We start from the raw sequence: 17,275 nt of genomic DNA, 5'->3' as shown, positions 1-17,275 counted from the left end.
TTTGCGAGGTTATCGACCTGGCTGTTTGCATTGCCGCTTGCCCCGTCGATGTGGCGCATTATAGAGATCCAGCTCACATTGGCAAGGCTTTACCGCAATAAAATTGCAAAAAAGTGCAATTTCTTGGTTATTCATATCAACACACAGCCTTTATACAGACTTACCCACAGGAGTGGGTGGGATGCGGGGTTTTGTCACCGGATAAGCGCCTCACAAGGGGACAGGCATTCATCCATCATCGCCGCACCGTCGCGTCCGACGCACTGCACCAACGGCCACTTCTATATAAAGAGGCGTATATAGCAGTGCTTATCCCAATCCAGCCTCTTTGACCCAGCACGCTATCAGCTCGCTGGCGGGAAGCTCCCTGCAGCCCGATACATTCTGGCCAGCCCAGAGCGGAGAGAAGCCACTGTCCCCCGCCTTCTCGGCGGCGATGCGCAGCGGTGCCAGTGCGCCACTGGCATAGGGGAAGTGAGGGGCAAGATCCGAGAGCGGGCCCAGCTCACGCATCAGACGGTTGACGATACCCCGCGCCGGGCGGCCACTGAACAGATTGGTCAGTGCCGTCTGCTGGCCCTCTGGTGAATGGATGGCGGCGCGATGCAGCGCCGAGGTGGTCGCTTCATGGCAGCAGAGAAAAGCAGTGCCCATCTGCACGGCGCTCGCCCCCATTGCCAGCGCGTTGACGATCCCCTTGCCATCGACGATACAGCCAGCGGCAATCACCGGCAGATCGGTCACCGCGAGGATCTGCGCCAGCAGGGTCAAGGTGCTCTGCTGCAAGGCGAGATCATCGGAGAGGAAATGACCGCGATGACCACCCGCCTCCAATCCCTGAGCGATGATGGCATCGGCGCCGTGTTGAGCGAGCCATACGGCCTCCGCCACCGTAGTGGCACTGGCAAAAACTCTGGCCCCCGCAGCTTTCACCTGAGCAAGCAGCTCGGACGCGGGCAAACCGAAGTGGAAGCTGACCACTGCAGGTCTGAACTCGGCTACCATGGCGGCGTGCACCTCATTGAAGGGGGCACGGCTTGGTGCCGTCGTAACAGCTGAATGCTCCAGACCAAACTCTGCGTAGTAGGGTGAAAGGCACTGCTGCCAGCGGGCCAGAGCAACGGGATCCGGTTCCCGTTGCCGATGGCAGAAGAAGTTGATGTTAAATGGCCCAAGGCCGCTTTGGGCAAGTCGCTCCAGTTCGCTGCGCAGCTCCGCTGGCGTGAGCATGGCGGCAGGCAAGGAGCCCAAGCCGCCCGCACGGGTCACGGCCAGCGCCAGCTCGCTACCCTGCACACCTGCCATTGGCGCCTGAATGATGGGATATCGCATCCCCAGTTCGGTAAAGAGGCTCATCCATTCACCCCGTTTGTCGCATCCGCCGCCAGATGTGCGCGGGCCAGTGCGATGGCACCGTCGATGGCACTGCGGGCCTTCGGGCTGTTCTGCCAGCAAGTCGAGCCCAGCATGCTGGCCACCAGCTGGACGATATGGGTGGTGTCGGCCTCGGCCAATCCGGTCAGGGTATGGTAGCCCAGCTGTTCGAGCCGCCCGATAACGGTCGGCCCCACCCCTTTCACCCCGAGCAGCATTGCCCGCTCTTGCGGGCCAAACCGGTTGTTGCCATCCATCTGTCAGACTCCTTTCCGATAGCTGTGGTTAAACATCAGGCCCGCAAGGGGCCCGATGAAGAGAGTGAAGGCTTAACGCACGCTGCGCAGCAGGAAGTCCGGCTGACCGCAGGAGCGGCGCTCGCGCTTTTGCATCTCGGCGGAGCAGGTGACCGCATCCGTCCCCTCTTTATTGACGCAGATGTAGATCTCCCGCAGGAAGCGGCCACCATCGGCGCAGGCCACCGTGATGTTGTCGGGGGCCAGCCACTGGTTGGCGCTCGCCAGATCGGCCTTGAGCTGGAAACTGGTTTTGCGCAGCGGCTCTTCCGGGGATTGATAAGCCGCCGGGATCTTCACCTTCTGGCGCAGATCGCTTGCCAGCTGATGGAAGGCCTGCTGGCTCAAGCCGGAGCAGGTGCCGTGCTTCTCCCACTCATGGCGATAGAGAAAGCGGCTGGGGTAAAGATCGGCAAACTCGCTCTCCATATCGGGATCGAGCCGTTCGCGGGTGCAACTGCTGGGATAACCGCGATCGTACTGGGGCCAGAGACCGTGCAGCACAAAGCCCAGCTTGCGGGAACACTGGTCCCGATCTGCCGGTTTGACGGCACAATGCTCGGGCGACCAGGAGAGCGCCATGGCGTAATAATCAAACTCCCCCGCCTCCCCTTTGGCCTGCACGGCCGAGGAGAGCAACAAACCACCCGCCAACAGGGCAATCATCTTCTTCATCTTTATATGTCCACCTTACGCGACTCGGGATGACAGCCATGCTCCCATATTCTGGCGGTGGGAAACAGCCATGCCGAGACGCCGCGCGACAAGGGTCAGACCAGTCAGGGGTTTCACCAGAGGGCGAGCAGGGGTAAGCTGACCGACCGGTAGGCTCCTCGTCCACCACCAGATAATCCCTCTTGGCAACCACAGGATGTAACATGATCCGCAAGAATCCCTCCGGCCATCTGCCTGTCATCGACGAATCCGCCTATATCGACAAGACCGCCATCATCTGCGGCAAGGTGATCATCAAAGAGAATGTCTTTGTCGGCCCCTATGCGGTGATCCGCGCCGACGAAGTGGATGCCAATGGCGAGATGGAACCCATCGTCATCGGCGCCAACTCCAACATTCAGGACGGGGTGGTGATCCACTCCAAATCCGGCGCCGCCGTCACCATCGGCGAATACACCTCCATTGCCCACCGCTCCATCGTCCACGGGCCGTGCGAAGTGGGGAATCGGGTCTTTATCGGCTTCAACAGCGTGCTGTTCAACTGCCATATCGGCGATGGTGCCGTGGTGCGTCACAACTCGGTGATCGATGGCTGCGATCTGCCGCCGGAGTTCTACGTCCCCTCCACCACTCGCATCAACCAGCAGAGCGATCTGACCCATATCCCGCGTGTCTCAGTGGATGCCGCCGAATTCTCCGAGGACGTGGCTCACACCAATATCGATCTGGTCAAAGGGTACAAGGCACTCTCCAACGAGTTCTGATCCCTTTCTTTATTGCCAGAGAACAAAACGGGCGCCGAGGCGCCCGTTTTTCATCTGACTATCTATGAAGGCTAGATGGCCCTGACGCAGGTGGCGGCATGAGCCTCGTCCGCCAGATCCCACAACAGGTCGCCGGTGCTCAGGTCGAGCAGCGGCAGCTCACCATCATCATTGGCAGTCGCATCGCTGCTCCAGTAGCGGTTGTAGAGCGGCCACCCCTGCTGCTGAAGCAACTGATCCGTCGCGCCATCCTTGTTGTAAGCGGCAAACAGCACCTCCAGCTCGGCCCGGGTCGGCAGACGCCAGTCATCATGACCGCGTGCCACCAGCTGCTGGCAGTAATCCCGCGCCCGCGCCTGACCCATGGTCACATACTCCAGCGGGAAGGGATTGTAGTCACCATCGCTGTCACTGCTCACACCGTCATAGGAGATGGGCAGACGATCCGCCTCGTCCCTGGTCAGCTGGCAGACAAAGGCCAGCTTGCCCGCCACCAGCTCGGGTTGACGACAGCCCCGGGCAAAATCGGGCTGGGCATCCACCACCTGCACCGTCACGGTCAACGTGTGACGAGCCGTAGTCGCCACCAGTCGTGCCGTACCGACCGCCACACCGCGTAACTCGCCCTGCGGACTCACGGTGGCGAACTCAGGTTGTTCGCTGCGCCACTCAACAGGCCCATCGAGCGGGCCGAGAGAGCCATCGCTCAGTTGCCACTGCAGTTGCAGATTGAGTGAGCGCCCCATTTCCAGCTGAGGCTGGGCAGGCAGCACAGCCAATCCGGTGATCACCGCGCCCACCGGAGTCGGGTCATCAGCCTCACTCACCCCCAGCTCGGCAACAGTGGCCGGAGTGCGGCGCGACTCGGCCGAGGCACTGCGCAAAAACTCGCCGATGGCATCCAGCTCGTCGTTGCTGAGGCCAAGGGCATGCAGGTGATCGGAGGCTTTGGGGAAGAAGGGATCATATTGATCCACACCGGTCGGGAAGCCGACCCCGCTGCTCCACTTGGTCACGCCAAAGTTGTACATGGCCACCACCCCCTGCACCGAACCACCGATACGCTGGGCCAGGATCGGGAAGATGCCGTTGTGCATATAGGGGCCGGTAAAGGCGACGTCCCGCAAGCCGGGGGTCTTGAAGCGGCCGATGTCCACCTTGTTGCGGGTCTGCAGGAAGCGCCCGCGATCTTCCAGCTTGCCACGACCGTAATAGGTGAGCCCCACACTCTCGAACCCGTGCTGACTCAGCAGCGGACCGGAGTGGCAGTTCATGCAGCGGCCATCGGTGCGGTAGAGGTGCATCCCCCACAGCGCCTTGTCACTGAGTGCCTGACTATCCCCTTTGACAAAGCGCTCAAAATCGCTGTCACGGCTGATGATGGTGCGCTCGAAGGTGGCGATCGCCTTGGCGATCCGCTCCAGCGTGATCCCCTGATCGCCAAAGGCGGTGGCAAAAGCAGCCTGATAGTCGGGGCTGGCCTGCAAGCGGGCCAGCAGCTCGTCATGACTCAGCGCCATTTCGATGGGGTTCTGGATCGGGTGAAGCGACTGCTCCTCCAGCGTGGCGACCCGCCCGTCCCAAAACTGGGTCGAGCTGAAGGCGCTGTTGAGGATGGAAGGAGCGTTGCGATTGCCCTTCTGGCCCAGATGACCGACCGATACGCTCAGGCCGTCGCTCCACCCCTTTTGCGGATCGTGGCAACTGGCACAGCTGATATCCCGCCCCTTGGAGAGCTGCTTGTCGAAAAAGAGCTGCTGACCCAGCACCACCTTGGCCCGGCTATAGGGGTTGTCGGCCGGGAAAGGAACCGCCGGCAGCGGCCCCAGCTCCTGCCATTCCACCCCGTCATCCACCCAGGCGGCGGGCCATTGGGCCGATGAACCGCTGTATTGGGCGCGCAGGGCCGCCATGTCCGGCTTGCTGCTGTCGCGCACCACGGAGGGACGCACCGGATAGGGTGCCAGCGCATACCAGAGCAGACTGCCCTCTCCCTCATCCAGCCAGGTTCGGGTCGCCAGTTGATAGAGACGGGGTTGACCCGCACCATCCTGCAGCCAGATCTGGGCGGGCAGGCCAACAGCAAAGGTATTGGGATAGCGCCATGCCGACTTGTCACTGCTCAGCAGCCGTTCGAACTCGGTGAGGGTCGGCAGGCGCCAGTCGCTGCGGCCGCAAGCGGTCAGCCCCGCAGCCAGTTGTGGCTGGCTGGCAATCTTCAATGCACTGGTGTCACTGCCATAAAGCCAGTACTGGCTGCCCTTGACCCCGCTGACCGTGCGCACATCGTGCAGGCACTGCCAGGGGCCACGCACCACCAGCAGCCCCTGCTCATCGAGGCGCAGCAGATCTGCCGTCTCCGGCTCGTCCGGCTGGCTGGGATTGGCGGGATAGAGCTGGGTACGGGCGGACTGGATCTGGGCGCTGTTGCTGCGCTGATACCAGCTGCGCGCCTGCTTGTCATCGCGCAGGGCCAGCAACATCTGCCAGCTATCGACATAGTCGAGCACGGCACCCGGCTGGCGCTGGGCCAGCAGGAAAGCAGCGTAATCCTCAATGGCCGCCTGTTGTTGCAGGCGGATCTCCTCTGCCCTGCCCCACTCGGCCTGATTGAGGGAACCATCCCCGCTCTGATCCGCCAGCAGGAAGAGCGCTGTCTCCTCCTCGTTCAATCCCAGCCGTGGCACGCTGTTGCGGCGCGCCAGAGTGATCCCGGCCGAGAGATCCGCCACTCGCACCGATACCGCACGCAGCAGATAGCCCTCGTCGCTACCGAGCAGCTCCAGCGGCTGATCCAGTTGCAGACCTGCTGGCAAGGTGATGCTGACAGGTTGACCTGGTTCGATGGCCTGTTGCACACGGATCCCGGTGGTGACCTGTCTCACCTCGAGCTGTGCCCCCACCCCCAGCCGATCGGCTACATTGACCTCAATGGTCAGAGGTACCCGGGTATGAGTTTCCGGCGGCACTGTTGGTGGCGTGATGGGCGGTTCGGTCGGCTTGACGACCGGCGGGGTCACATCGGGTGAGGGGGGCACCGACGTATTGCTGTGATTGTCATTGCATGCGGTCAGGGCCAGCAGGCTGAGCAGTAAAAGGCTGGTTTTCATTCGTTATGGTTAGGTGGTCAGACAAGTGCGCGATTATCCAACCAAATACCAATCATTATCAATTACATTCAATTGATATGCTTTTTGACAACAACTCCTTATCAGCAACGCCTTACCACCCAATGAGAGAGGGCAGCCTCTTTTGCTGCCCTCTCTTGCTTCAAACCCGATTGTCGAAAACCCGACAATCTTCAGGTGCACTTCTTCAGGCTGATATGCCAGTTGGCGCCGGATTGCACCTGATGCTTGGCGGCGAAGCTGTCCATGTTCAACGCCACCGACACCTGCAGCAAGCTGTTGAGGTAGACCAGCGGCTGACCTTCCGGCACATCACCGAAGCTGCTGACGTAAGGGGCCTTGCCGTCATATTTGACCGCATCCCCTTCGCGGATCTTGATGCAAGCGTTATCCCCCTTGTTGATCCCCGCCTTGGTCAGCAGCGCATCGTCGATATTGGTCCAGACGTTGCCATACTGCACATCGAGGATCGGGATGGTGCCCTTGAGGGTGCCATCTTTCTCGGCGACCGCAGGCTGATAGGGGATCTTCACCACTTCGGCGGGCAGCAGCGGGCCAACCTGCTCATAGCTGATGGCGCCGGAGGCGAGCCGTGCGCCGGTATAGGCGTACACATCGCGGCCATGGAAGGTGTAGGACTTCTCGGAGCCCTTGAGGCGGTTGAGCTTCTCGTCAATCTGGCGTACCGCCTCGATGCCGAAGTGCTCGGCCACCAGGGTCAAAGTGCCGTTGTCCGGAGTCACGATGTAGTGGCCGCTCTTGGTCTTGAGCACCACTGACTTGCGCTCGGTGCCGACACCGGGATCAACCACGCTGACAAACACAGTCCCCTTGGGCCAATACTGCAGGGTCTGGTAGAGGCGGTAGGAGGCTTCCCAAATGTTGTAAGCCGGGATCTCGTGGGTCAGGTCATAGAGCGGCAGGGTGCGATCCACCCCGAAGGCAACCCCCTTCATGGCCGACACGGCGCCATCTTTGAGGCCGAAATCGGTCTGGATCACCAGCGCTTCGTTGGCGGCGGCGATGCCGCTGGCCAGCATGAGGGCGAGCGCGATGGCGCGGGGAGCGGTGCGAATATCCATATCTGAACTCCTGAATCATCTGAGGATAACGAAACGGCGACAGCCGTTTAGACATCCAGACTGCCACCAATGGATTTTTTTGCAAGGGGTTTGCAACAAAGTGAGGGACGACTCGCAGAAATTGTGCTCGCCAAACGTCGGCGGCGGGGGTATCAAAGGCAGAATGGGAAAACGTTTACAATACAGGAGCTCAGCACCATGACACAACCCGAACCGGAGATGATGACCCTGCTGCTGGAGATTGGTGAACAGAGCAGCCAACTCTGGCTGAGCCAGCCAGATGCGGCCCCATCACACTACCCGCTGGCCTTTGGCACTCACGCCATCCAGCCCGGACCGTTTCGCCACGCGCCACCCACCCCGCTCGAACTGGAGCGGGCCATCATGGTGGTGGAAGATGAGCTGATGCGCATCGCCCCGCAGATCCCGCCCGGCTTGCAGCTGACCCTGCGCAGCCAGCCGTCGCTGGCCGAAGCGCTGGGGGACAACCAGCTCGACCGGGAGCTGGTGGAGCAAGCCTTTGGCCAGCTGGCCGCCATGGCGGAAGGGGATCCCCTCGCCGCCAGCTTGCTGCCCCGCGACGAGCACTTTGCCGCCGTGCTGCTGATCGTCAGGGAGTGGCTGCACCATCTGGCCAGCGAGAGAGTGCTGATCGTGGAGTAGGGATAAATAAGTGGTGAGGTCTTCAGCTTCAGGCAAGGTTTGTCGGTGGATCCTGTCGGGATTTCCTTCGCGTATACTTTGCCCATATGGCGCTCACGCCCCTATCGGTACCGCACCCAGACTCCTATGACCTTATTTTCAGGTAAATCCCCAACTCTTCACTGGCCATCGGCGTCTACTCGCCAGTTCATCGTCAAAGTGCTCGGGCTGGCCCTGCTCGCCCTCACCGGATTGGGCTGCGTCTTCTATTACACCTATCAGAGCCTGCGGCACGATATGGAGCTCATCACAGCCAAGCAGAAGAACGTGTTCGAGGTCTTCTACCAGCGGGCCAAAATCCTCGAGGTGGAGAACATCACCAGCTATCTTGCCTACCAGCGGTCGCTGGAGACCCCCACCGACCTCGTAAACAACAAAGCGAACACCAACTACCTCTATGGCTACGACCTGAGAAGCAAGGACCGCTTTGCCGATGTGCCCCTGCAATACCCGGCCGCCAATATCCTCAACACCTTCCGCTATGCCCTCTCCTATCCGGAGGTGATCAATATCTACACCATCTGGAACGACTACCGGCTGATCGGCATGGTGGCCGACAACAAGCTGCTGCCCGCCAGACTGGCGCCGATCAAGATGGATTTGATGACCCTGCCTGCCTGGTATCACTACTTCGGTTGCGCCAGCTTTACACCCGGCCGACCCTTCTGCAGCGCCGATGAGGCCTTTGTCTCCGATATCGGTATCGACCCCTTCAGCATGCGCAACACCATAGTGATGAGCTTCCCCTTCATTCATCAGTCGGGGCGTGGCGGCTACAAATACGGGTTGCTCAGCATCGACATCGCCGTCGATGAGGCGTTTAGCGATGTGCTGCAACCCTTCGACACTGTTAACCCGACCCGCACCGATATCTCGTTTGAGGCTGCCGAGCCCTGCCGTTCCTGGCACTTCTGCCTGAGCAAACCCTTTATGCGCACCAAGGCGGGGGAAGATCTCTATTTGAAGTGGTCCTACTGCTGGCTCGATTTCATCAAACTGGCCTTTCACAGTGCAGCGTTCAAGGTCTATCTCATCGTGCTGTTGCTGGGCATGATTGTCTGGAAGCAGCTCTACCAGCGACTGCGAACAATGGCGCACACCGACCATCTGACCCGACTGCCACGCAGGGATGTGCTCAGTCAGAGCCTGCTCCATGAGCACGACTACCTGATGATCCTCGATATCGACAACTTCAAGTCGATCAACGACACCTATGGCCATGGCATCGGTGATCTGGCACTGGTCGCCTTTGCCCGCCACCTCAGAAGCAATATCCGCAAGGTGGACAGCGCCATCCGTTGGGGTGGCGAGGAGTTTATCGTGCTGTTCAAGGGGATGGAGGATGACGAGATGATGATCCACTCCGCTGGCCGCCTGCTGGATCGGCCATTGGGGATCCCCGAGCTGCCCCCCCCCATCACCTTCTCCGCCGGGGTGATCCGCATTCGCGACTACCTCACCGTCACCGAGGCGGTGCATCTGGCCGATGAGCTGCTCTACCACGTCAAACAGCACGGCAAGCACAACATCGCCTGCTACGAGGGCAAGACGATCCGGCTGATCCGCCCGTTGCCGGACGACGCAGAGGCATAGCCGCCTTCTGCCGGTCCCCCTGCTTCTGCTACCATCGCGGCCACGATCACTCACTGCATCGTGGCCGCAGGCCGCGATAACCCCGACTGGTGCCCCTATGTCCACAGCCTCCTTTGCCGAACTGGCCCTCTCCCCCCGTCTGCAGCAGACCCTGACCGAGCTCGGCTATGCCGCGCCCACCCCCATTCAGGCCCGCGCCATCCCCGTCATTCTGGCGGGGCGGGATCTGATGGCGGGTGCCCAGACCGGAACCGGCAAGACCGCCGCCTTTGTGCTGCCGCTGCTGGAGCAACTGCTGGCGCAGCCGCAAGCAGAATCCCCCCGCCCAATCCGTGCGCTGGTGCTGGTGCCGACCCGCGAGCTGGCGGTGCAGGTCGCCGAGAGCGTGGCGCGCTACAGCCAAGGCACCGGTCTCACCAGCACGCAAGTCTACGGCGGGGTGAGCATTGCGGCGCAGGTCGCGGCGCTTCAAGCCGGGGTGGATTTGCTGATCGCCACCCCGGGTCGGCTGCTCGACCATCTGCGTCAGGGGGCCTTGAGCCTTGAGCACCTCCGCCATCTGGTGTTTGACGAGGCGGATCGGATGCTCGACATGGGGTTTATGGACGAGATCACAGCCCTGCTGAAACAGATCCCGGCGGATCGCCAGACCCTGCTCTTCTCCGCCACCTGCGACGACAACCTGTTTGCCTTGAGTAAGGTGCTGCTACGCGACCCCGAGTTGATTGAAGTGGCACCACGCAACACCACGGCGGCCGAGGTGGAGCAGCGGGTCTACACGGTGGACAGCGATCGCAAGCTGGCGCTGGTCGAACACATGCTGAAAGTGAAAGGCTGGGCACCGGCGCTTATCTTCAGCCGCACCCGCCAGGGGGCGGACAAGCTGGCCCAGCAGCTTGGCAAGGCGGGCATCAATGCGCTGGCCTTCCACGGCGATCTGTCGCAAAGCGCGCGTGAAAAAGTGCTGCTGGAGTTTCGCGCTGGCACCCTGCAGGCGCTGGTCGCCACCGACGTGGCGGCCCGCGGCCTCGATATCACGGACCTCAATTACGTGATTAACCTCGAATTCCCGTTTGTGGCGGAGGATTACGTCCACCGTATCGGGCGCACCGGCCGTGCCGGCAACAAGGGGCTCGCCATTACCCTGTTCAGCCCGGAAGATGCACCGCTGCTGGAAAAAGTGGAAGCGGTGCTCGACACTCGCCTGCCCCAACAGTGGTTCCCGGGCTTTGAGCCGGACCTCACCCGCTTCGAGCCCGAGCCGCGCCGCAACAGCAAGGCGGCCCAGAAGCAGCGCGCCAGAAAGCAGGCGCTCGCTGGCAACAAGTGTGGCAAGGGCAAGCGTTAAGCCGCCCCTGAGCTGCCAACAAAAAAACGCCCGCACGGGCGTTTTTTGTTATCTGACCAAAGCCAGCTCTGACGAGTGACCCCTAGCGGGTCGCCAGCACCAGTGGCAGGGATCGCAAGATCTGCCGCTCCGCCAGGGTCGAGAGGATAAACATCACCATATAGCCGAGGCCCAGCGCCACGATAATCGCCACCACATTGGCGGTGAACTCGGCCACCAGATAGTAGGCAGCGACCAGCGCCACTATGCCTGTCAGCCGGATCAGCAAACTCTGGGTAAAGTGACCGTGAGCCTTGATATAGGCGAGCTGATAGCCGTTGAGCATCATAAAAATGAAGAAAATGGAGAAGTGGAACAGCACAGGCACAGCCCCCACGTAGTCGGCGGGGAAGAACAGCAATACCAGCGGCTTGCCCGCCAGCAGCATCAAGCCAAAGAAGGCCAGACTGACGATGGCGGAGAGGCGGAAGATCCAGCGCCGGATCAGCCTTATCTGGCGGTGATCGCCATTGCGCAGATTGACCGCCAGCTCAGGCAGCACAAAGCGGTAGATGGGGAAGACAAACAAGGTTGTCATATAGGTGAAGATGGGACGCACCACCACCTGAAAATCCCCCAGCTCGTCGATGCTGAAGTGGCGGATGGTGAGCAGCACGGTGATGTAAATCATCAGGATGCTGGCCCCCGCCTCCAGCGAGGCGGTAAAGCTCTTCTTCACATAGCTCACCATCTCGGGGCCGAGCGCCACCTTGGCGAGCGGCTTGGTGGCGATGGCCCGACGACGCGAAACATACATATAACCGGCGATGGCGAGCGAGGAGAAGGTCAGCCCGTAGAAGAGCGAAGGAAGCGCATCCATCCCCAGCCCAAAGTAACAGGCCATAAACAGCAGACCGTTGGCCAGCGGCTCCAGCCCGGTGACCCGGTTGGAGAGCGCATACATCCGGTACATGGCCACCAGATTGGTGAAGTAGACCTTGAGCCCCAGCCCGAAGATGACCCCCACCAGTTGCAGATACTCCACCCGGATATGGAGCCCGTGCTTGATATAGGGGATCACCGCCCCCCAGGTGAGCAGCACGATGCCGATGAGGAAGTAGCGAAAGATATTGATGATGTCCCGATCGTTCTTGGTCTGGGAGTAGCTCACCACCATGGAGGAGCGAAAACCTGTCATCAGGATAAAAGAGAGGGAGATCAAATCCACCACGCTGTTGAACAGCGCCAGCTCCCCCTTGGCGACCCACTGCGCCAGCCACACCTTGAAGGCGAAGCCGATAACGATGCTGACCAGCGAGGCCCACATCCCGGTGATAAAGGCCTGCTTGAGGCGCGCGAGAGAGGCGTATTGCATAACGAAAATGGATAACTTTCAGGGAAAAGAGAGAAGGCCATCTTATGAAAGCCCACTCCCCTTGAACAGCGTTAATACCACGCACTCACAGCCACCCAAAAAACCACAAACGCAAAACGCCCGCTTATTTCCTGAAAGCGGGCGTTTTGTGGTGTGCCGTTATGGCTGCTGATTGCAGCGATGGCACGGCTTGCTGCCAGTCTGTCGCGCAACCCTTATGACTGCGGCACTGCCTTGATCAGCTCTTCATAGTGATCAATCAACTCGGGGCCGTGCAGCGGCGAATCGTGGCCGCCAATCACCGTCTTGATCGGCAGCTTCATCGCTTTCAGTCGCTCGATGGTCTGCGGATACTCCTTCACATTGGCAAAGCTCAGGTTGCCCAGCTTCTCCTTGAGGATGCAGTTGCCATAGAGCACCTGCTCGTCGGGGAAGTAGACAAAGATGCCGTCCGGCGTATGGGCCGGGCCTGCGTAGAAAGCGCGCACCTTGCCATCTTGCAGCTTGAAGTCACCATCGTGCACCACGTTGGGCAGTACCAGCGGCAGATCCGGATACTCCGGCAGCCCCTTGCGGGTAAAGGCGACAATCTCGGCCCAGTCGCTCTTCATCAGATCCCGGGTCTGGCGCGTCGCCACCACCTTGGCCCCGATGGACTTCCAGTAGGCGTTACCGCCCGCCCGATCGGTGTGGTAGTTGGTATTGATCACCTCCAGCACCGGCTTGCTGCTGACCCGTTTGATCAGCTTGTGCAGCTCGCGAGCGGTATCCGGCGTCCAGGTCGCCCCCACCACCGTCACCCCCTTGGCCCCGAAATAGACCATGGAGTTCTCTTTGACGTAGTAGTTATCTTCAACAACATAGACAGGGCCGCTCACCTGCTTGAGGGAGATCCCTGCCGCCCGCACGCTGCCACCCCAGAAACTCGCCATCAGCACCACAGCCCCGGCCAAGCCGCACTTCATCCAACCTTTCATCATCTTGCTCCCTCGAACCAACCGCCCCTCGCCACCCCTGTGGCAAGCCGGGCCTTTTAAGCAGTGGGCAGAAGATACGGGGGATTTGTGAGGGGAAAATGAGGTTGTGTGAAGTCTGGGTGAAGTCAGGGGGAAGTCAGGGGAAAGTCCGGAAAATCGGCGGCGACCTCCTGTGCGCGAACGTCCGAATACGCTTCGCTATTCGAACCTACAGCCCTTCGCTATGCTCAACAGCAACCTGCAAGTGGCGGAGGTTGCTATTGAGCCTGTGAAACACTGGATAGGCGACTCTCATGAAGTTGTGGCATATCACACTTCTTGACTCCATGGCTTCATACAAAACCAGACATTGTTATACTGGACGAAAATTTGGTGTGAGTGTCATAGTAATCAAAATGGAGCTAGCTCTGGCATAAGGAGTTCCAACTTGGGTGGATTACCAATTCCTAAACCATCTATATTAGATTTGCTGAGAGTTGTCGGTATAGAGAATGGAAGGAAAGTGTTTAAAGACGACAAAGACAACATTTATTACACATGGGATGCGCTTCATGGTGAGATAGAGGTGTTCAACAAAAACGGACGTCATTTAGGTGCTGCTTGCCCTCAAACTGGAGTGCTCATAAAACCTCCCGTCAAGGGACGTAAAATTAGCAAGCAGAACTAGGAGAACAATATGAACTTTGTAGATCTATGCCTTAATGGTGATGTATTAGAAGACGAAATAGATCATTTTGTTGACGATTGGCATGATAATGAAAATATAACCGTGGAGCTACATGAATATCTAGGAATGAGCTGGGATGAATATTCTGTATGGGCAACTAAGCCATCAATTTTGCCATTTATTTTATCCGCAAGAAAACACGGGACTACATTTGACATTGAGCTTAATCAAAAGAGATTATCTCTAGCTGCAAGAGCAGAAACCATCGAAGAAGCTAAGCTTATAGAAATCTGGTTAAAAAGAATTGGTAAAATACAGTGAGTCCTGTAGAGAAAATGGCAGCCCGTCTACTCGATAGACATAAACTGAAGCCTCCATTTGACTTGGATGCTTTAGTCTCTGAATATGCAAATGTGGAATATCATCATTTTCCATTTTCTGTCGATGGAATCACCATAGGAATTGGCGGAGACCAAAAGCCCCAAGTTTTGATAAATTCTAATGCTCCAGAAACAAGGAGAAAGTTTACTCTGGCACATGAGCTAGGTCATATAATAATACCATGGCATACAGGAACAATAGTTTCTCATCTTGGAAGTATAGATTCCCATTTTGAATATATGGAAATGGAATCAGAGGCCAACCTCTTTGCATCCGAGCTATTGGTACCTAAGGCTTGGCTTCATGAACTAACAAAGGAGTTTACAACTTTCGAATCATTGATAAAAAAAGTACTGATGGATACGAGTGTGTCGCGAGACGCAGCTTTCATTAAAATTTTCAAAGTAATCCATACCCCCATAATCTGCGCATGGATTGATTGTAATGGTAATCTAATAAAGGAATACCGTACAAGCTCTGCACCATCCTCTGCATCACTCCAGGGGAAAAATATTATTAAGGATAGAATTTTCTTAACCGCTGCATCCGAAGAGATTTTTTTTCTTGGAGACCGACGTTATAAATCATGGTTTTTTGAGAGAGTGACTATTGAAGAAATAGATCCTAGACCATGGAGAGAGATTATAAACGAAATTTTAAATGATACTGGGAAGTTACAACTTCTGAGTAGCATAAATGCCATTCTACCATCTAGATATGCTCCTAACAAAGAAAAATCAGAGAGTGAACTCTGCTCTCTAGTTATTCAAGCATATGATGGGAGAGGTAAGTATGATGATATAGTTTCTCACCCATTGTTCCCTCAATATGTAATTAAAAGAATCAGAGAGCTAATGAAAAAAAACAAACGTTAATACGCTCTTTATACACTATCTATAATTCACATTTTTTAATGAAACTTTTTAATTATATTGTATTTGCGGGACCTTTACCATCAATGGCATTCATAAAATAACATGTAAGGAAAAGTCTATTCACCAATAGAGCACTTGAATTTTCACAAATACGCAAAACAAATAACCACCCAGATAACAGGTGGTTTTTATTTCGTTATAACGAGGCGAGCCCCGATTGTTCAATGCCTGAGTACAATCACCCCAACGGCGGCGTGCGCGGCGGCACCATACGCTTGCTGCCGGTGGACTCGAAGGCCGAGGCAAAACGCAGCAGGTTGTTGTCGTCATAGGCGCGACCGGCGAAGGTCAGCCCCACCGGCATACCGATATCGGCCATCACCCCCATGGGGACGGTGACGGTCGGTACGCCGAGGTGGCGAATAGCGAGGTTGCCGTTGGCAACCCAGATGCCGTTGCTCCAGGCGATATCGGCGGAGGCCGGATTCACATCCGCATCAGCCGGGGCGACGTCGGCGACGGTGGGGAACAGCACGGCGTCGAGCTTGAGCCCGTCCATCCAGTCTTCCAGATCCAGCTTGCGGGTCTTCTCCAGCCCACGCAGGCCATCCGGCACTGTGACGATCTCGTCCCAGGATTTCAGGCCGCGCTTGGCCATATTGACGTACTCGTCCATGCCCGCCGCCAGATCGCCCTCGCGGTTCGGCAGGGTGCCCGGATCGTGGGGGAAGATCTTCGGCCCATCGACATCGGCCAGCTTGTTGAGCTTGGGATCGCCGTTGGCGCGCAGGAAGTCGTCGAACGCCCAGCCGGAGAGCTCCCACAGCTCGTCGTTGAGAAACTCCGGACTCACGATACCGCGATTGAACACGGTCGGCGCGCCGGGTCTGTCCCCTTCGCAGTTGGAGACCAACGGGAAGTCCACTTCGATAACTTCGGCGCCAGCGGCTTCCAGCGCCTTGCGCGCATCTTCCCAGAGGGCGATCACGGTCTCGCGGGTATGAATGCGCTGACCGGTCGGGCCGCCGATACCGGGGTTTTCGCTGGTGCCGGCCAGTTCATCCTTGTTGATAAACATGCGCGGCACGCCGAGGCGCTTGCCCTTGAGGGCATCGGCCTTGGCAGCCAGATCCAGATAGGAAGCCGGACGCACTTCGGAAGCCTTGGGCAGCTGCACCCAGGGCTGCAGGCGCCACAGATCGCCACGGGTGTCGGCATCGTCGGCGACCACTACGTCGAGTACTTCCAGCAGATCATTCATGGTGCGGGCATAGGGCACCACCACATCCATGGTCGGAGTCAGCGGCCAGTTGCCGCGCACCGAAATCACGCCACGGGACGGGGTGTAGGCGCAGAGGCCGTTGTTGGAGGCCGGGCCACGGCCGCTCGACCAGGTCTCTTCGGCCAGACCAAAGGCGGAGAAGCTGGCGGCGGTGGCGGTACCGGCCCCGTTGGAGGAGCCGGAGGCAAACGGCGCAGTCAGGTAGTCGGCGTTGTAGGGGCTCTCGGCACGGCCATAGACGCCGCGCTGCATACCGCCATTGGCCATCGGCGGCATATTGGTTTTGCCAAGGCAGATAGCACCGGCAGCGCGCAGGCGCTCGACGGTAAAGGCATCGCGCTGGGCCACCAGATCCTTGAAGGCAGGGCTGCCGGAGGCGGCAGTCAGCCCCTTGACCAGATAGCTGTCTTTGGCGGTGTAGGGGATGCCGTCGAGCGGCCCCAGGGTCTCGCCACGGGCGCGGCGGGCATCGGAAGCCTCGGCCTCTTTCAGCGCATCGGGATTGGCGACCACCACGGCATTGAGTTTGGTGGCAGTCTCGGGGCCGTTGTAGGCCTCGATACGTGCCAGATAGGCCTTGACCAGTTCGACCGCTGTGGTGCGGCCTGATTCGAGCGCGGCACGCAGCTCGGCAATGGAAACCTCGGTCACTTCGATCATGGGGATCTCCTGTAAAAGGGTGACTGTTTATCATGATGATCGCCGCATCTGCGCATACGACCATCACACTATCAAGGGATAAAACCCCACTGAGTGGGGTTTTGAATACCAGCAGGA

Annotated in this window: 15 protein-coding genes; 7 read left to right on the top strand and 8 right to left on the bottom strand. The window is 58.5% G+C overall.

Features of this window, described 5'->3' with window-relative positions:
- Positions 1–309 precede the first annotated feature (309 nt).
- The 3 genes from A9G06_RS08930 to A9G06_RS08920 form a co-directional block, all read right to left on the bottom strand.
- Positions 310–1,356 carry a nitronate monooxygenase gene (locus A9G06_RS08930; protein ID WP_069554989.1) on the bottom strand — a complete coding sequence of 349 codons (1,047 nt, stop codon included), beginning with the start codon at positions 1,354–1,356 and terminating at the stop codon, positions 310–312.
- A complete protein-coding gene (locus tag A9G06_RS08925) occupies positions 1,353–1,631 on the bottom strand; it encodes a Pathogenicity locus (RefSeq protein WP_069554988.1) in 279 nt (92 codons plus the stop codon). The genes A9G06_RS08930 and A9G06_RS08925 overlap by 4 nt, the downstream gene beginning before the upstream one ends.
- A gap of 72 nt (positions 1,632–1,703) precedes the next feature.
- Positions 1,704–2,345, bottom strand: a complete 642-nt coding sequence (locus A9G06_RS08920; RefSeq protein WP_069554987.1) for a ribonuclease — start codon at positions 2,343–2,345, stop codon at positions 1,704–1,706.
- 203 nt (positions 2,346–2,548) lie between these two features.
- On the opposite strand from A9G06_RS08920, the gene A9G06_RS08915 reads away from it, so the two are divergent.
- Positions 2,549–3,109, top strand: a complete 561-nt coding sequence (locus tag A9G06_RS08915; protein ID WP_005343397.1) for a carbonate dehydratase — start codon at positions 2,549–2,551, stop codon at positions 3,107–3,109.
- A 71-nt stretch (positions 3,110–3,180) separates the two neighbouring features.
- On the opposite strand, the gene A9G06_RS08910 is transcribed toward A9G06_RS08915, so the two are convergent.
- Both A9G06_RS08910 and A9G06_RS08905 read right to left on the bottom strand, forming a co-directional pair.
- Entirely contained in the window at positions 3,181–6,219 is a 3,039-nt protein-coding gene (locus tag A9G06_RS08910; protein ID WP_069554986.1) for a cytochrome c peroxidase, read from the bottom strand.
- Between the two features lie 191 nt (positions 6,220–6,410).
- Entirely contained in the window at positions 6,411–7,319 is a 909-nt protein-coding gene (locus A9G06_RS08905; protein WP_069554985.1) for an S-adenosyl-l-methionine hydroxide adenosyltransferase family protein, read from the bottom strand.
- 198 nt (positions 7,320–7,517) lie between these two features.
- On the opposite strand from A9G06_RS08905, the gene A9G06_RS08900 reads away from it, so the two are divergent.
- From A9G06_RS08900 to A9G06_RS08890, 3 genes are all read left to right on the top strand, one after another.
- A complete protein-coding gene (locus tag A9G06_RS08900; protein WP_069554984.1) occupies positions 7,518–7,982 on the top strand; it encodes a hypothetical protein in 465 nt (154 codons plus the stop codon).
- Positions 7,983–8,108: 126 nt separating this feature from the next.
- Positions 8,109–9,614 carry a GGDEF domain-containing protein gene (locus tag A9G06_RS08895; protein WP_069554983.1) on the top strand — a complete coding sequence of 502 codons (1,506 nt, stop codon included), beginning with the start codon at positions 8,109–8,111 and terminating at the stop codon, positions 9,612–9,614.
- Between the two features lie 97 nt (positions 9,615–9,711).
- Positions 9,712–10,962, top strand: a complete 1,251-nt coding sequence (locus A9G06_RS08890) for a DEAD/DEAH box helicase (RefSeq protein WP_069554982.1) — start codon at positions 9,712–9,714, stop codon at positions 10,960–10,962.
- Between the two features lie 82 nt (positions 10,963–11,044).
- On the opposite strand, the gene A9G06_RS08885 is transcribed toward A9G06_RS08890, so the two are convergent.
- Together A9G06_RS08885 and A9G06_RS08880 are read right to left on the bottom strand one after the other, a co-directional pair.
- The gene (locus tag A9G06_RS08885) at positions 11,045–12,316 is read right to left on the bottom strand and encodes a hypothetical protein (RefSeq protein ID WP_069554981.1); all 1,272 of its coding nucleotides are present in this window, start codon (positions 12,314–12,316) and stop codon (positions 11,045–11,047) included.
- A gap of 215 nt (positions 12,317–12,531) precedes the next feature.
- Entirely contained in the window at positions 12,532–13,296 is a 765-nt protein-coding gene (locus A9G06_RS08880; protein ID WP_083243760.1) for a CphA family subclass B2 metallo-beta-lactamase, read from the bottom strand.
- Between the two features lie 424 nt (positions 13,297–13,720).
- On the opposite strand from A9G06_RS08880, the gene A9G06_RS21455 reads away from it, so the two are divergent.
- From A9G06_RS21455 to A9G06_RS21450, 3 genes are read left to right on the top strand one after another with little or no spacing between them, the layout of a single operon-like run.
- Positions 13,721–13,960, top strand: coding sequence for a colicin E3/pyocin S6 family cytotoxin (locus A9G06_RS21455; protein WP_083243759.1), 240 nt, complete (start codon positions 13,721–13,723; stop codon positions 13,958–13,960).
- Between the two features lie 9 nt (positions 13,961–13,969).
- The gene (locus A9G06_RS08875; RefSeq protein ID WP_069554979.1) at positions 13,970–14,281 is read left to right on the top strand and encodes a hypothetical protein; all 312 of its coding nucleotides are present in this window, start codon (positions 13,970–13,972) and stop codon (positions 14,279–14,281) included.
- A complete protein-coding gene (locus A9G06_RS21450) occupies positions 14,278–15,216 on the top strand; it encodes an ImmA/IrrE family metallo-endopeptidase (RefSeq protein WP_083243758.1) in 939 nt (312 codons plus the stop codon). Before A9G06_RS08875 ends, A9G06_RS21450 begins: the two co-directional genes overlap by 4 nt.
- A 238-nt stretch (positions 15,217–15,454) precedes the next feature.
- On the opposite strand, the gene A9G06_RS08870 is transcribed toward A9G06_RS21450, so the two are convergent.
- Positions 15,455–17,158: an amidase gene (locus tag A9G06_RS08870; protein ID WP_069554978.1), complete on the bottom strand. Its 1,704-nt coding sequence runs from the start codon at positions 17,156–17,158 to the stop codon at positions 15,455–15,457.
- Positions 17,159–17,275: the final 117 nt, after the last annotated feature.

It is taken from the genome of Aeromonas sp. DNP9 (genome assembly GCF_001728955.1).
Classification (GTDB): Bacteria; Pseudomonadota; Gammaproteobacteria; order Enterobacterales; family Aeromonadaceae; genus Aeromonas; species Aeromonas veronii.
The sequence above is the reverse complement of the archived record's forward strand: the minus strand, read 5'-3'. Positions and strand labels throughout refer to the sequence as shown.

Excerpts from the sequence above, each read along its gene's own strand:
- A9G06_RS08895 (WP_069554983.1), top strand. The coding sequence starts at position 8,109 with ATGACCTTATTTTCAGGTAAATCCCCAACTCTTCACTGGCCATCGGCG.
- A9G06_RS08885 (WP_069554981.1), bottom strand. The coding sequence starts at position 12,316 with ATGCAATACGCCTCTCTCGCGCGCCTCAAGCAGGCCTTTATCACCGGG.
- A9G06_RS08875 (WP_069554979.1), top strand. The coding sequence starts at position 13,970 with ATGAACTTTGTAGATCTATGCCTTAATGGTGATGTATTAGAAGACGAA.
- A9G06_RS08925 (WP_069554988.1), bottom strand. The coding sequence starts at position 1,631 with ATGGATGGCAACAACCGGTTTGGCCCGCAAGAGCGGGCAATGCTGCTC.
- A9G06_RS08890 (WP_069554982.1), top strand. The coding sequence starts at position 9,712 with ATGTCCACAGCCTCCTTTGCCGAACTGGCCCTCTCCCCCCGTCTGCAG.
- A9G06_RS08880 (WP_083243760.1), bottom strand. The coding sequence starts at position 13,296 with ATGATGAAAGGTTGGATGAAGTGCGGCTTGGCCGGGGCTGTGGTGCTG.
- A9G06_RS08910 (WP_069554986.1), bottom strand. The coding sequence starts at position 6,219 with ATGAAAACCAGCCTTTTACTGCTCAGCCTGCTGGCCCTGACCGCATGC.
- A9G06_RS08900 (WP_069554984.1), top strand. The coding sequence starts at position 7,518 with ATGACACAACCCGAACCGGAGATGATGACCCTGCTGCTGGAGATTGGT.
- A9G06_RS08930 (WP_069554989.1), bottom strand. The coding sequence starts at position 1,356 with ATGAGCCTCTTTACCGAACTGGGGATGCGATATCCCATCATTCAGGCG.
- A9G06_RS08920 (WP_069554987.1), bottom strand. The coding sequence starts at position 2,345 with ATGAAGAAGATGATTGCCCTGTTGGCGGGTGGTTTGTTGCTCTCCTCG.
- A9G06_RS08915 (WP_005343397.1), top strand. The coding sequence starts at position 2,549 with ATGATCCGCAAGAATCCCTCCGGCCATCTGCCTGTCATCGACGAATCC.
- A9G06_RS08905 (WP_069554985.1), bottom strand. The coding sequence starts at position 7,319 with ATGGATATTCGCACCGCTCCCCGCGCCATCGCGCTCGCCCTCATGCTG.
- A9G06_RS08870 (WP_069554978.1), bottom strand. The coding sequence starts at position 17,158 with ATGATCGAAGTGACCGAGGTTTCCATTGCCGAGCTGCGTGCCGCGCTC.